The organism is Sinorhizobium garamanticum (genome assembly GCF_029892065.1).
GTDB lineage: Bacteria > Pseudomonadota > Alphaproteobacteria > Rhizobiales > Rhizobiaceae > Sinorhizobium > Sinorhizobium garamanticum.
In genome coordinates this window covers 1,302,144-1,316,042 of record NZ_CP120374.1, presented here as the reverse complement: position 1 = coordinate 1,316,042, position 13,899 = coordinate 1,302,144, and the positions used below count along the sequence as shown (strand labels likewise).

The window sequence follows — 13,899 nt, the reverse complement described above, 5'->3', positions numbered from 1 at the left end:
GGCAGCCCCGCGGCGTTGCCGCCGCGGGGCAAATGTTGACCGTGTGAGACTATTGCTGCTCGTCAAAGGGCGGGTAACCGTCGTTTTCTTCGATATCCTCGTCGATCTTCTCGGCCGCCTTGGAGAGTGCGGCCTTGGCGTCGCCACCATTGAAGATTTCGTCCACGGCTCCCATGAAGGCCGAGGTGATCGCCGGATAGGCCGGATGCGGCGGCCGCGCGATGGCGGTCTTCGACGCCTGCTCGAAGGCGACCGCCATCGGACCACCGGCGGCGTAGAGCGGAGAGTCTGCGGCGAAACTCTTGAGGCCCGGATAGCCGGAATCCTCCCTCGCATAGTCGCGGTAGAGTTTGTCCTTCAGCATGAAACTGACGAACTTGCCGGCGATGTCCGGATGCTCGGAGGCAGTGGTGATCCCCCAGATCCAGGTGCCGTTCGGGCTGGCGCCCCTCGGCCCGAACTTCGGCAGCGGCATGACGACGATATCGTCCTTCATCGAGGCTGCGGCCTCGGCATAGAACCAGTGGCCGCCGAGCGCGAGCGCGGCCGGGTGCCCTTCGGCGAAGAACTGGTTGGTGCCCGAGGATTGCGGCACCACCCATCGATTCGTCACCCATTTCTGCATCATCGTCAGCGCCTCGACGCAAGGATCGCTGTCGAGCGTTCCGACAGACTTCCAGGTTTTTCGGTCAATCAGGTCGCAGCCTGCCGATTGCAGGATTGGGCCATAGGCATAGGTGATCCATTCGGTTTTGATGCCGTAGCCGCGGAAGGTATCGATCGGCCATTTGACGCCGTCAAGCTTCGAGAGCTTTTCGAGATAGCCCTCGAACTCTTCGCGGGTCCACGCATCGTCGACCGATTTCGGGATGCGGGCGCCGATCGCTTCGAGGTATTTCTTGTTGCCGTAAAGGACGACCGAGGAGTCGGTCAGGCCGACGGCGTAGAGGTCCTTGTCGATCGGATAGGTGCCCTGCGCGATGTTGGATTCGGTCATGTCGCCGATGACGTCCTTGTCGACCAGCGGCCTGATCGGCTGCAGGTAACCGGACCAGACGTAGTTGGCGAGGAAGGGCGCGTCGAGCTCCATGACGTCCGGCAGTTGCTTGGACATGACGGCGGCGCTGAACTTCTCGTTATAGGCGTCGTGCGGCGCATAGATCAGCTCGACGTCCACATCCGGATTGGCGGCCTCGAAACGCTTGGCGATCTCGCCATAGGTCGCGACCCAACCAGGATCGCCCTGGTGCATCACGTGGATGACGGTCTTTGCTTCGGCAACGCCGCCGAGCGCGGCGGACGCCATCAGTATGGAAAGTAAACGTTTACCCATCATAGTCACTCCTCCTCAACGGGTTTTCATGCTTGTTTTTCAAACGGATGACCGCTCCACCAGCTGGAATGGAAGTCTTCGCACCTCCCCTGGCACGGCATCGGCGGTAAGCAGGATGTCTGCGGCGAGTCGCCCCATGGCACGATGCGGCAGGGCCATGGTGGTCAGGGGCGGATCAAGGCGGGAGGCGATATCGATCTGATTGTCGAAACTTGCGACGGCGACATCGTCCGGGATTTGCGCGCCGACACGTCGGAGCGCCGCATAGACCTCCATTGCGACACGGTCGTTGCCGCAGAGAATGGCATCGGGCGGCTCGGATCCCGCCATCAGTTCCGTCACATGCGAAAGGACGAGGCTGTGGGCCCTGTCGCTGTAGATCGCCCGGCGGACCGCCGGCAGCATCCGGGCGCCGTCGCCGTCGAGCCCGGCTTCGGTCATTGCCTGGCGGAAGCCCGCCTCGCGCAATTCCCCGGCGAGCAGGCCCGGCAGATTGATAAAGGCGATATTCAGGCGCCCGGCCTCGATCAGGTAGCTCGTGATCTCGTGCGCTGCGCCGAATTCGTCGGGCACCAGCGATGTCACCCGGTCGTTCACCTCGCGGCAATTGATCATCACGCCGACGGTGCCGGCGAGTTCGGCGGGAAGCGAAACGGTCTTGTGATACATGGCCGCGTAGGCGATCGCCCGCGGGCGGAAGCGGCGCACCTCCTCGATGACCGACGCGACATCGCGGCCGCCGCCAAGCGTCATCGCAAAGACGGCCATGTCCGAGGCGCGCGCCGCACCATCGAGGCCGCGGATGATTTCGGTCGCAAAGGGCGAGGTGATTAGTTCGTCGGCGACAACGCCGATCAATGGCATCCAGCCCTGCCGCATGCTGCGGGCGGCGAGGTTGGTGACGTAACCCAGTTCCTCGGCAATCTCCTTGATGCGCTGGCGCGTCTCGTCCGACATCCGCGCCGAGCCGCCGTGGAGCGCGCCGGAAACCGTCTTGACGGAAACGCCCGCGCGCTCGGCAATGTCGTTCAACGAGATCGTCACGGAAATTTCCTTGGGTTAACGATTACTCAGATTTACCATCCGCCTGCGGCTGGAGTCAATCGGCGGCCTTTCTTCTGGAGAAATCGAAGCGCGAGACGTCCCGGTCAGGTTTCGTCGGCAAGCTGCTCGATGCAGAAGCGCAGCGTCGTCGCGGCGATGGCGACGGCCCTGTCGGCATCGAGGGCATAGTCCTCGTTCTCGATGCTGATCACATCGTCATAGCCAACCTCCCTGAGGGCCATGAGAATCTCCAGCCACCCCCGAACCGGCGTGCCGTGGCCGAGCGAGACGAAATTCCACGATCGTCCGCGAACCGGCACCACGTGCTTCGGGTCGAGCAGGCCGTCGATGCGGGCCCGCGGCTCGATGCGCGTATCCTTGCCGTGAACATGGTAGATGCAGTCGCCGAGCGCGTGGATCGCCGAAACCGGATCGCCGCCCATCCAGATCAGGTGGCTCGGGTCGAAATTGACGCCGACGGTCGGGCCGACGGCGTCGCGCAACCGAAAGAAGCTCTCGACATTGTAGACGGCCTGGCGCCCATGTTGCTCGACGCAGAGGCGGAGCCCCTTTTTCTCTGCGGCGGCCGCATAATCCTTCCAGAAGGGGATGACGCGTTCAGACCATTGCCATTCGAGCATCGCCATCGCTTCCGGCGGCCAGGAGGAGGTAATCCAGTTGGGGCAGGCATCGCCCGGGCCGCCGGCCGGCAGGCCGGACATCATGACGATGCGTTTGACGCCGAGCAGCGTCGCGAGTTCCAGCGTGTCATAGGCGAGCTTTGTGTCCTTCGCCCCGCTTTCGCCCGGATGCAGCGGATTTCCGGAACAGTTGAGCGCGGAGATTTCGAGATTGCGGTCACGCAGCATGCCGAGAAGCCGGTCGCGGGCCGTGCCGCTCGCAAGCAATTCGGCAATGTCGACATGCGGGGCGCTCGACCAGCCGCCGAGGCAGAATTCGACGCAGGCGAACCCGAGTTCGGCGACGCGGTCCAAGCACGCTTCCAGCGAGAGCGCCGCGAGGCTGTCGGTGTTCAGGCCGATTTTCATCTGTTCCTCCCGATCGACGCGATCGCCGTTCAAGCGGCGCGCGAGACCTTCACCGGCACACCAGTATCCGCAGCCAACTGGATCGCGTCGAGGATCTGTGCGGCGCGCAGGCCGTCGAGCGTCGATCCGTTCCGCATGGGACGGTTCGTGGCGATCGCTTCGAGAAACTCGTTGATCATGAATCCGAACACTTCCGCGTAGCCGATCGCCACGCCGTCATGGGGAACGGGGAGCAACTCGGCATAGGGAAGGGCCGGGTTGTTCGCGACCAGCGCAAAGGGCGATTGTCCGCTGCCGTCGAAACGCGCGATTTCGTAATGGGCCGGCAGGCGGGAATTATAGCGCAGCGCACCCTTCGTCCCGGTGATCGAGAAGGAAAGCGTATTGCCCATACCAACCGCCACCCGGCTCGCGAGAAACATGCCCTGGCAGCCGGTTTCGAAGCGAAGCAGGGCGGACATGACATCGTCGTTGTCGACCGGCCTCTTTTCGGGGCTGAGCGCAACCTTGTCGTGGCCGATGCCGGCGGCGGCCGGCAGAAAGCGCTCCTTGACGGAAATCGTGCCGACGGCGCCGGCGACCTCGGAGACTTCTCCGCAAAGAAAGCGAGCCGTGTCGATGGCATGGGTGCCGAGATCGAGCAGCGCACCAGCGCCGGCGCGGCTGCGCTCGTACCGCCAGCTGTGCGGCAGGTTGGGATCGGCGGCATACTCGCTTTCGTACTGGACCAGAAGGTTGACGAGGTCGCCGATTTCTCCCGCGGCGATGATGTCGCGTATCGCCGCAACGGCCGGAATGCGCCGGTAGTTGAAGACCGTTGCGGAGACGACCGGCGATGCCGTCGCGGCGCGATGGATGCGCAGCGCCTCCTCGGCATTCAGCGCGAGCGGCTTCTCGCAGAGAACGTGCTTTCCGGCGGCGATCGCCGCCAGCGTCACCTCCGCATGAAGCGCGTTCGGCAAGCAGACACTGACAATGCCGATTTCAGGATCGGCGAGAACCGCGTTGAGGTCGGTTTCCGTCTTTTCGAAGCCCCAGGTCGCAGCGAGGCGGCCGGCGAGCGTCTCGTTGCCGTCGCAGGCGGTTGCAAGACGAAGACCGGGGATGCGGTTCTCGAAGCGCGGCAGATTCGTTCGGTAGCCAAACGCGTGCGCGGCACCGATCATGCCGGCACCAATGACGGCGATGGCGTTCCGTTCCATCATTCTCTCCTGAGGAGGCTTAGAAGTCAGCGTATGAGCGCGCCACGATCACGTCAATCAACGTCGTTGCAAGAATGCTTTCGGCGCAAACCCTGTCAGGAATCTCTCTGCTGCGACCCTGCGACGAACCAGAGATAGCAAGGGTTGTTCGGCTCGCTCGATGTCGTCGCGCGCACCCACCAGACTATGCCCCTTCGTCCAATTGCGACCGGTTTTGCTTTCATTATCATAGAGCTTAGCGAGCCGAGAACGGATCGCAACAGCAATGAAGGCCGCGCGAATTTTCAATTTTCGGGCGTTCTGTCAGTCATGGCATACACATTCTTAACCCTGACGTACTTGCACACGGGGCGATCGCCCCAGAGTATAGTGGCGAGGTCGGACTGTGTGCCGCAAGGTCGATGAGGTGACGCATGAACATTCCGCTCAATCGATCCGCGGGCGATAAAACGCCGATGGCGATCTCTGCCCGCGAACAGGTCTGGATCGAAGGCGGCACCTTCGTCATGGGATCGGACCGTCACTATCCCGAAGAAGCTCCGGCGCATCCGGTGAAAGTGGATGGATTCTGGATCGACGTCGCGCCGGTTACCAACCGGCAGTTCGCGGAATTCGTCGAGGCGACCGGCTACGTGACGCTTGCCGAAAGGCCTTCCGACCCGAAGGACTATCCGGGCGCCCCGGCGCACATGCTGAGGGCCGGATCGGTCGTTTTCGATCCGCCGAAGCGGATAACCAGCCGCGACCCCTCGCAATGGTGGAGTTTCAAGTTCGGGGCGAACTGGCGCCGGCCCTACGGAGGCTTGAGCAATCTGCGCGGAAAACTCGACCACCCGGTTGTCCAGGTCGCCCATGCCGATGCCAAGGCCTATGCGGCCTGGGTGGGCCAGGATCTGCCGACCGAGGCCGAATGGGAGTTCGCCGCGAAGGGCGGCTTCGAAGGCGCGGAGTTTGCCTGGGGCGATGAACTTGTTCCGGACGGCCGGTTCATGGCCAATACCTGGCACGGCGTGTTTCCGACCGAAAATCTCAAGCCCGATGGCTTCGAGCGGACGTCGCCGGTCGCCAGCTTCCCGCCGAACGGCTACGGGCTCTACGACATGATCGGCAATGTCTGGGAATGGACGAGCGACTACTGGTCCTCCGCTCATCCGGCACCGGCGCAAAAGGCCTGCTGCATCCCCGCCAATCCGCGCGGAAGCGGTGCGGAAGAAAGCTTCGACCCCGCACAACCGCAGATCCGCATCGCCAGACGGGTGGTCAAGGGCGGATCGCATCTCTGCGCGCCGAACTATTGTCGGCGTTACCGGCCGGCGGCGCGCCACGCTCAGGAAGAGAACTCGGCGACGACCCATATCGGATTCCGTTGCGTCCGACGGCCGTAACGCTCCGGCTGCCGCCAGCGCGATGGGCAATTCCTCGGCCGTCTCCGAGAGGGCATTGAAGCTGGCCGGCAGGGCAACGGCACTCGCGTCGCAGGCCAGTCAGAGCTATGCCGCGCAGATGATGGCGCGCGCCGCTGTAAGCGACCGCACGGGCCGAACTCTTCCGCACGATTTCGACGGCAGGTTGCGGCACGCCTTACCCTTTCGGCAGTTCTGGCCTATATTAGAGTGGATCGATTGGGCGCAAAATCATCGCGATCCAAAGAAACTCTGAGGTTGTGGCGGCGAATGTCCCGAATCCTCATCCTGCTCATGACATTGATATCGGCGTTCGCGTTTTCTGCCCCGTCCGCTTCCGGAGCCGAGCGCCGGGCGATGGTCTTGCATGTGAACGGGGCGATCAGTCCGGCGACCGCAGAATATGTAACGCGCGGCCTTGAGCGGGCCAAGGCGCGTGGCGCCTCCCTCGTCATACTACAGATGGACACGCCCGGCGGCCTCGACACGTCGATGCGTGACATCATCCGCGCCATCCTTGATTCTCCTGTACCGGTCGCAAGTTTCGTGTCGCCGAGCGGGGCGAGGGCGGCGAGCGCCGGTACCTATATCCTCTATGCGAGCCATATCGCGGCGATGGCCCCGGGCACCAATCTCGGCGCCGCGACACCGATCGCCATTGGCGGCGGTCTGTTCGGCGGCGATGAGGAGGGCGACAAGGATGGTTCCGGCGAGGCCGACCGGCCGAGCGGCGCAAAGCAGCCGACCAATGCTGGCGAAGCAAAAATGATCAACGACGCGGTCGCCTATATCCGCGGCCTTGCCGAGCTACGCAACCGCAACGCCGACTGGGCGGAGCGCGCCGTGCGCGAGGCCGCGAGCCTTTCGTCGAGCGCTGCCGTTCGCGAAAAGGTTATCGATTTCACGGCCGCCACGATCGGCGATCTCCTGAAGCAGGCACATGGCCGCACGGTCCGTGTCGGCCAGGCCGATGTCCGCCTCGACACGGCGGGGCTCGCCGTCGAGGACGTTCTGCCGGATTGGCGGACCCGCCTCCTGTCTGTGATCACCGATCCGAATGTCGCCCTGCTTCTGATGATCGTCGGCATCTACGGGCTGATCTTCGAGTTTCTGACGCCGGGAACGGTCCTGCCCGGCACGATCGGCGGCATAAGCCTCCTCCTCGGTCTCTACGCACTCGCCGTGCTGCCGGTGAGCTACGCCGGCATCGGACTGATCATCCTTGGTGTGGGGCTGCTGGTGGCCGAGGCGCATGCGCCGTCGTTCGGGGCGCTTGGACTCGGCGGCGCGGTCGCGCTTGTGCTCGGCGCAGCGATCCTGTTCGACACGGATGTCCCGGGCCTGCAGGTCTCCTGGCCGGTGCTCGGCGGCGTCGCCATCGCAAGCCTTGCCTTCAGCGCTCTCGTTGCCCGGCTTGCCTTCATCTCGCGCAGGCACAAGGTCGTCACCGGTGGGGAGCAGATGATCGGCATGTCTGGCACAGTCGATAGCTGGACGGGCGGCACAGGCTACGTCATCGCCCACGGCGAACGCTGGAGAGCCGTCAGCGGCGATCCGCTCGCCGCGGGGGAAGACGTAACTGTCATAGGCCGCAACGGACTGACGCTGAAAGTCGCGCGCAGCGCGCCGCAAACCTAAAGCAGTTCCAGGAAAAGTGCGTAGCGGTTTTCCGTCCGAAATTGCGTAACGGGCTCGACAGGAGCAGGAGCAGGTCATGGACATAGTCGGAAGTCTCGCCCCCTTCATCGCGGCGCTTGTGGTGCTGCTCATTGTCATCGCCTACGCGATCAGGATTTTGCGCGAATACGAGCGCGGCGTCGTCTTCACACTGGGCCGGTTCACCGGCGTCAAGGGACCGGGGCTGATCCTGCTCGTACCCATGGTTCAGCAAATGGTGCGGGTCGATCTCAGAACGCGAGTGCTCGATGTTCCGAGCCAGGACGTCATCTCCCACGACAACGTTTCGGTCCGCGTCAGCGCGGTCATTTATTTCCGGGTGATCGACGCGGAAAAATCGACGATCCAGGTCGAGGACTTCATGGCGGCGACGAGCCAGCTCGCCCAGACGACGTTGCGCTCGGTGCTCGGCAAGCACGACCTCGACGAGATGCTGGCCGAGCGCGACAGGCTCAACGAAGATATCCAGAAAATACTGGACGTTCAGACGGATGCCTGGGGGATCAAGGTCGCAACCGTCGAGATCAAGCATGTCGACATCAATGAATCGATGATCCGGGCAATCGCGCGCCAGGCGGAAGCGGAACGCGAGCGGCGGGCGAAGGTCATCAACGCCGAGGGCGAACAGCAGGCGGCGGCGAAATTGCTCGAAGCGGCGGAAATTCTCGCCCGGCAGCCGCAGGCCATGCAATTGCGCTATCTCAGCACGCTGAACGTGATCGCCGCTGAAAAGAGCTCGACGATCGTCTTTCCGTTCCCGATGGATCTGGCGAACATCCTCGCGACCAAGGCGGGCGGTTCTTCGCAATAAGGCAGGACCCTGCTCTGGTCCTCGATTACGACGCGGGATGCAGGCGGAAAACCGCGCACAGTTTTCCTCATCCCGCTCTAATCTCGCGGCAGCCCCGCCGGCCGCAACTGTTTCTTCAAAGCGGCGATGCGGAAAATGGCATTGGCGGCGCCGTAGCCGCGGTAGCCGCGTCGCTCCACGATCTCGAAGAAAAATCCTTCGCCATAGGTCGGACTGTAGAGCTGGAAGTACTCTCCGTGCTCGTCGCGATCGTAGAGAATATTGGCCTCTTTCAAGCGCTCGATCAGCTCCGGCTCGAGTGCGAAGCGCGCCTCGATGTCGTCATAGTAGTTCGGCGAGATCGGCAGCGCGCGAAAGCCGTTTGCCCGCAACGCCTCAGCCGCTGCAAAGATGTCGTTCGTGGCAAAGGCGAGATGCTGGACGCCGGAGCCGAAGGTCTCGGCGATGAAATGCCCTGCAAGCGTGTTGCGGTTTTCGGCGCCGTTCAACGTGATGCGCAGCGAGCCTGCGTCATTCTCCACCACCTGGCTGCGAACCAACCCGGCCGGGTCGATGATGTCGACCATCGGCGTCTTATGCACGTCGAGCAGCGAGTTGTAGAAGAGGAGCCAGGTCAGCATTTCCTCGTATTTGACGGTCTGGGCGACATGGTCGACGGAGACGAGGCCGGCCGGCACCGTCGGCAGGTCATCTTCCACCGGCTCGAATTCGATCTCCCAAATACGCGCCAGCTCGGACTTTTCGTCGAGAAAATAGATGACCCCGCCGCCAACGCCACGGATCGCCGGTACCGAAAGCTCGCCGGGGCCGGCGGCCTGTGCGAAGGGTTCAGCGCCGAGCGCCTTTGCGCGCTCGACGGTCGCCGCGGCGTCGTCGACCATCAGCCCGAAGGCATAAGCCGACGTGCCGTGCACCAGGTAGGAGGCATTGGCGAAACCCTCGCGCTCCGTATTGATGACGAGATTGATTGCGCCCTGGCGGTAAAGCGCGACGCGTTTGCTCTTGTGCGTCGCGGTCTTCTGAAAGCCGAGCGTTCTGACCAGCGCCTCCAGTTCGGCCACCTGCTCCTCGTCGGCGGCGAATTCGATGAAGGCGACGCCCTTGACCTCGGCGGGCGCCGGCATCGCCGGTACCGACAAGGGTGTGTCCGGTTCGGCGCGCTTGACCTGGTCGCCGAGATAGATCAGCGAGCGGCGCCCGTCGACCGCGATGGCCCCGGCATTGCCGCCGCGGAACTGGTCGTTGAAAATTTCCAGCGACAGATAGCCGTCGTACCCGGTGGCAGCGACGGCGCGCATGAAGTCGGTGACCGGAAGATCCCCTTCGCCGGGCATGTTGCGGAAATGCCGGCTCCAGTAGAGCAGGTCCATGTCGATCAGCGGCGCGTCGGCGAGCTGGATGATGAAGATTTTTTCTTTCGGGATCGACCGGATCGAATTGACTTCGATCTTGCGGGAAAGCGTGTGGAAACTGTCGAGGATAAGGCCGACATTGGGGTGGTCGGCGCGCCGGACGATCTCCCAGGCGTCGCGGTGATCGTTGATGTGGCGGCCCCAGGCGAGCGCCTCATAGCCGACCCTGAGGTTTCGCTTCGCCGCCCGTTCGCCAAGCTCGCGGAAATCGGCGGCCGCACGGTCGATGCCGCCCTGGGCGGCAGGCGATACGTTGGAGCAGACGAGCACGAGATCCGTGCCAAGCTCCTGCATCACGTCGAACTTGCGTTCGGCACGGTCGAAGGTTCGCGTGCGAAGCGGTTCCGGCATGCCCTCGAAATCCCGGAACGGTTGGAACAAGGTGATCTCGAGGCCGAAGTCGCGCGCCATGCGGCCGACCTCCCGCGGCCCTTCATCGAAAGCGAGGAAATCGTTCTCGAAGATTTCCACGCCGTCGAAGCCGGCTTTGGCGATCGCCTCCAGCTTGTCCTTGAGATCGCCGCTAAGCGAAACGGTGGCTATCGAGGTCTTCATCATCCTGTCCTCGCTTCTGTATTGCAGTGGCGGGAAGTGGGTGTTGGTACACCCCTCTGCCCTGCTGGGGTCGTCAAGCCGAGCAATGACATCGTCAGCCGGTCAGCGCCCTGAAATGGCCGAGCATCCGCGCCGCGTCCGGCTCGAGCCCGGTAAACAGTCGAAAGGCGCCGACCGCCTGGAACACGGCCATGCCGCCGCCGTCGAGCGTGCGGCAGCCGCGCCTTCTCGCTTCCCGGAGCAGCGCCGTTTCCAGCGGGAAATAGACGATCTCGGCGACCCAGTGCCGCGCGTCGAGGAGCTCGGCGTCGAGCGGCAGCCCCGGATATTTCGTCATTCCGGTCGGGGTGGCGTGGATGAGCCCCGATGCGTCCCGCATCGCGGCGGCGAGATCCGTACCGGCCACAATGTCGGCCTCGGGAAAAATCGGCGAAAGCATCTCGGCAAGCGATTGCGCGCGCTCCAGCTGGCGGTCGAGGACGGTAAGCCGCCGCAGACCGAGCGAAAGCGCGGCGTAGGCCGTCGCGACACCTGCGCCGCCGGCGCCGAGTTGCACGGCCGAGGCGAGATCGGCATCCGGCAGACCACGCCGGAAGCCTTCCGCGAAACCCCACCAGTCCGTGTTGTGGCCGTAGCGCCGGCCGCCCTTGAGCACGACGGTATTGACGGCGCCGAGCCGCCGGGCGTCAGGGGCGAGCTCATCGAGAAAGGAAATGACCGCCTGCTTGCAGGGATGGGTGATGTTGAGCCCGGCAAGGCCGCGTCGCTCGGCGTCGGCGATAATATGCGGCAAGTCATTCTCCGTTGCACCGAGCACATTGAGATCGATCAGCTCGTATTCGTAGCGGAGCCCCTGCGCGGCGCCCTCCGCCATATGCATCGCCGGTGTCAGCGAGGCCTGGATGCCAGAGCCGATCAGGCCGGCCCTCAAAGATCTTACGAGCGTTTCTGTCATGGTTTCCCGTTCCATGTGTTTTCCGCGCCGACGGCATCCGCAGCGCCGCTGAAGCCGGCCCACCTTTCGCAGCTGGCGGGCCGGCGGCTTTTTTCGTTACTGGCCGCGCACGGCGCTGATCTCCTTGAAGAGCGCCTGCACCGTCTCCTGGCCGATGTCGGCACTGAACTTGTCGATCATCGGCTTGACCGCATCGCGCAGCTTCTGCGTTTCTTCCGGGCTGAGTTCGCTGACCTCCATGCCGGTCTTGCGAATTTCCTCGAGCGCTGCTGCATCCTGCTCGCGCGATACCTTGCGCTGGAAGTCGCGTGCTTCGACCGCAGCCTGCTGCAGGACCGCCTTCTCCTCGTCGTTGAGGCCGTCCCAGAACTTCTTCGAGATCAGCACGATCTGCGGGTTGTACTGGTGACGGGTCAGCGTCATGTATTTCTGCACCTCGTAGAACTTCGCATTGAGGATGTTTGCGGCCGGGTTTTCCTGGCCGTCGACGGTTCCCGTTTCAAGCGCGGTGTAGAGCTCCGTATAGGGCAGCGGCACGGCGTTGGCGCCGAGCGAGTTGAAGAGCTCGACCGGGATCGGCGACTGGATCGTGCGGATCTTCAGGCCCTTGATGTCTTCCAGCTTGGTAACCGCATGACGGTTGTTGGTGAGATTGCGGAAGCCGAGTTCCCAATAGGCGAGGCCCACGAGGCCGGTGTCGGGCAGGCGCTCGATCAGGCCGGTGCCGAACGGGCCGTCCATGACCTTGTCGGCCTCTTCGCCGCTGTTGAACAGGAACGGAAGGTCGACGGCGCCAAACTCCTTGACGTTGCTTGCGAGAATGCCGGCATTGAGCACCGTCATCTCGATGACGCCGCCCTGCAGCGCCGAGACGGTCTGGACGTCGCCGCCCAGCGTGCCGCCGGGGAACAGTTTCACCGCGATCTTGCCGCCGCTCTTCTCGTTGACGAGTTCGGCGAACTTCTCCATGCCGGTGACCTGCGGGTGACCCTTGTTGTTCGCCGAGGCGAATTTGATGGTCTGGTCGCGGATCTCCGCAAATGCCGGCCCGGCCGTCAGCAGTACAAGTGGCAGGGCGAGGCCCAATGCCAGTTTCGTCAGTCTGTTCAACATGTTTTCCTCCCAGGTTGGACCGGTGTCACGCCGGCCGTGTTGACAGTCAGAAGTCACGCCCGTCAGCGCCCGAACCAGGAGACCGGAACGGTCACCAGCTGAGGGAAGAGGACGAGCAGGAAAAGAACGATCAGTTCGGCGATCAGGAACGGCACGACGCCCTTCATCAAGTCTTCCATCGACAGTTTCGAGACGCCGCAGATGACGTTCAGAACCGTGCCGACGGGCGGGGTGATGAGGCCGATCGAATTGTTGATGATGAAAAGCACGCCGAAATAGACCGGGTCGATGCCCGCCTGCTTGATGACCGGCATCAGCACCGGCGTCATGATCAGGATGGTCGGCGTCATGTCCATGGCGGTGCCGACGACGACGATCAGAACCATGATCGCGACGAGGAGCGCGGTCTGATTGTCCATCAGCGGTTCGACGAGGGCGGCGAGCGCGCCGGGCACGTCGGCGACCGTGATCAGCCAGGCCGAGACCGCCGCGCAGGCGACCAGGAACATGACGACCGCGGTGATCTTGGCGGCCGCGACGAAGACGTGGAAGAGCTGCGCCGGCGGCAGTTCGCGGTAGATGACCATCGAGACGAACAGCGAGTAGACGGCCGCGACCACGCCCGCTTCCGTCGGCGTGAAGACGCCGAACTTCAGTCCGACGATGATGATCACCGGCAGCATCAGCGCCCAGAAGCTGTCGACGAAGGCCTTGAGGCGCACCGCGCCGCTCTCCCTCGGCGGCAGTTCGGACTGCTCCTTGCGGGCAACGATGAGCCAGGTGATGCAAAGGGCAGCGGCGATCATCAGCCCGGGGAAGATGCCGGCGAGGAAAAGCTTGGTGATCGAGACGCCACCAACCACGCCGTAGAGGATGAAGCCGATCGACGGCGGGATGATCGGTCCGATGATCGAGGCAGACGCCAGCAGCCCGCCGGCGCGCGCCGGGTCGTGGCCCGACTTCAGCATCATCGGCAGGAGGAGGGCGCCAAGCGCGGCCGCGTCGGCGACGGCCGAGCCGGAGAGGCTCGAAAGGATGCAGGCTGCGAAGATCGCGACGAAACCGAGGCCGCCGCGGATATGGCCGACCATCGCCAGCGCCAGCGCGACGATGCGGCGGGAAAGGCCGCCGGTGTTCATGACCTCGCCGGCGAGCAGGAAGAAGGGAACTGCCATCAGCGGGAAGCTGTCGGCGCCGTTCAAGACGTTCTGGGCGACGATCTGGGCGTCGAACAGCCCGAGATAGAGCATCAGCGCGACGCCGCTCAGGATCAGGGCGAAGGCGATCGGCACGCCGAGTGCCATGGGTCCGAGAAGCGCGCCGAGAAAGATGGTGACCGTCATCG

Annotated in this window: 11 protein-coding genes; 3 read left to right on the top strand and 8 right to left on the bottom strand. The window is 63.7% G+C overall.

Going from position 1 to position 13,899, the window contains the following annotated elements:
* Positions 1-49: 49 nt before the first annotated feature.
* From PZN02_RS25930 to PZN02_RS25915, 4 genes are all read right to left on the bottom strand, one after another.
* The gene (locus tag PZN02_RS25930) at positions 50-1,333 is read right to left on the bottom strand and encodes an ABC transporter substrate-binding protein (RefSeq protein WP_280663285.1); all 1,284 of its coding nucleotides are present in this window, start codon (positions 1,331-1,333) and stop codon (positions 50-52) included.
* A gap of 39 nt (positions 1,334-1,372) precedes the next feature.
* A complete protein-coding gene (locus PZN02_RS25925; RefSeq protein ID WP_280661831.1) occupies positions 1,373-2,377 on the bottom strand; it encodes a LacI family DNA-binding transcriptional regulator in 1,005 nt (334 codons plus the stop codon).
* 104 nt (positions 2,378-2,481) lie between these two features.
* Positions 2,482-3,426 (bottom strand): sugar phosphate isomerase/epimerase family protein, encoded by a 945-nt coding sequence (locus PZN02_RS25920; RefSeq protein WP_280661830.1) that lies wholly within the window; start codon positions 3,424-3,426, stop codon positions 2,482-2,484.
* 29 nt (positions 3,427-3,455) lie between these two features.
* Positions 3,456-4,631, bottom strand: a complete 1,176-nt coding sequence (locus PZN02_RS25915; protein WP_280661829.1) for a Gfo/Idh/MocA family protein — start codon at positions 4,629-4,631, stop codon at positions 3,456-3,458.
* A 452-nt stretch (positions 4,632-5,083) separates the two neighbouring features.
* On the opposite strand from PZN02_RS25915, the gene PZN02_RS25910 reads away from it, so the two are divergent.
* From PZN02_RS25910 to PZN02_RS25900, 3 genes are all read left to right on the top strand, one after another.
* On the top strand, positions 5,084-6,013 hold the full coding sequence (locus tag PZN02_RS25910) for a formylglycine-generating enzyme family protein (RefSeq protein WP_280663284.1): 930 nt from the start codon (positions 5,084-5,086) through the stop codon (positions 6,011-6,013).
* A 288-nt stretch (positions 6,014-6,301) separates the two neighbouring features.
* On the top strand, positions 6,302-7,669 hold the full coding sequence (locus PZN02_RS25905) for an NfeD family protein (protein WP_280661828.1): 1,368 nt from the start codon (positions 6,302-6,304) through the stop codon (positions 7,667-7,669).
* Positions 7,670-7,745: 76 nt separating this feature from the next.
* A complete protein-coding gene (locus PZN02_RS25900) occupies positions 7,746-8,519 on the top strand; it encodes a slipin family protein (protein WP_280661827.1) in 774 nt (257 codons plus the stop codon).
* Positions 8,520-8,596: 77 nt separating this feature from the next.
* On the opposite strand, the gene PZN02_RS25895 is transcribed toward PZN02_RS25900, so the two are convergent.
* From PZN02_RS25895 to PZN02_RS25880, 4 genes are all read right to left on the bottom strand, one after another.
* On the bottom strand, positions 8,597-10,486 hold the full coding sequence (locus PZN02_RS25895; RefSeq protein ID WP_280663283.1) for a bifunctional sugar phosphate isomerase/epimerase/4-hydroxyphenylpyruvate dioxygenase family protein: 1,890 nt from the start codon (positions 10,484-10,486) through the stop codon (positions 8,597-8,599).
* A 94-nt stretch (positions 10,487-10,580) separates the two neighbouring features.
* Positions 10,581-11,441: a shikimate dehydrogenase gene (locus tag PZN02_RS25890; RefSeq protein WP_280661826.1), complete on the bottom strand. Its 861-nt coding sequence runs from the start codon at positions 11,439-11,441 to the stop codon at positions 10,581-10,583.
* 96 nt (positions 11,442-11,537) lie between these two features.
* Positions 11,538-12,554, bottom strand: a complete 1,017-nt coding sequence (locus PZN02_RS25885) for a TRAP transporter substrate-binding protein (protein ID WP_280661825.1) — start codon at positions 12,552-12,554, stop codon at positions 11,538-11,540.
* 62 nt (positions 12,555-12,616) lie between these two features.
* Positions 12,617-13,897 (bottom strand): TRAP transporter large permease, encoded by a 1,281-nt coding sequence (locus PZN02_RS25880; RefSeq protein WP_280661824.1) that lies wholly within the window; start codon positions 13,895-13,897, stop codon positions 12,617-12,619.
* Positions 13,898-13,899 lie beyond the last annotated feature (2 nt).

What these genes read in the sequence shown, in the direction of transcription:
- PZN02_RS25895 (WP_280663283.1), bottom strand. Translation starts at nt 10,486, where the DNA reads ATGAAGACCTCGATAGCCACCGTTTCGCTTAGCGGCGATCTCAAGGAC.
- PZN02_RS25930 (WP_280663285.1), bottom strand. Translation starts at nt 1,333, where the DNA reads ATGGGTAAACGTTTACTTTCCATACTGATGGCGTCCGCCGCGCTCGGC.
- PZN02_RS25880 (WP_280661824.1), bottom strand. Translation starts at nt 13,897, where the DNA reads ATGACGGTCACCATCTTTCTCGGCGCGCTTCTCGGACCCATGGCACTC.
- PZN02_RS25915 (WP_280661829.1), bottom strand. Translation starts at nt 4,631, where the DNA reads ATGATGGAACGGAACGCCATCGCCGTCATTGGTGCCGGCATGATCGGT.
- PZN02_RS25910 (WP_280663284.1), top strand. Translation starts at nt 5,084, where the DNA reads ATGGCGATCTCTGCCCGCGAACAGGTCTGGATCGAAGGCGGCACCTTC.
- PZN02_RS25890 (WP_280661826.1), bottom strand. Translation starts at nt 11,441, where the DNA reads ATGACAGAAACGCTCGTAAGATCTTTGAGGGCCGGCCTGATCGGCTCT.
- PZN02_RS25885 (WP_280661825.1), bottom strand. Translation starts at nt 12,554, where the DNA reads ATGTTGAACAGACTGACGAAACTGGCATTGGGCCTCGCCCTGCCACTT.
- PZN02_RS25905 (WP_280661828.1), top strand. Translation starts at nt 6,302, where the DNA reads ATGTCCCGAATCCTCATCCTGCTCATGACATTGATATCGGCGTTCGCG.
- PZN02_RS25900 (WP_280661827.1), top strand. Translation starts at nt 7,746, where the DNA reads ATGGACATAGTCGGAAGTCTCGCCCCCTTCATCGCGGCGCTTGTGGTG.
- PZN02_RS25920 (WP_280661830.1), bottom strand. Translation starts at nt 3,426, where the DNA reads ATGAAAATCGGCCTGAACACCGACAGCCTCGCGGCGCTCTCGCTGGAA.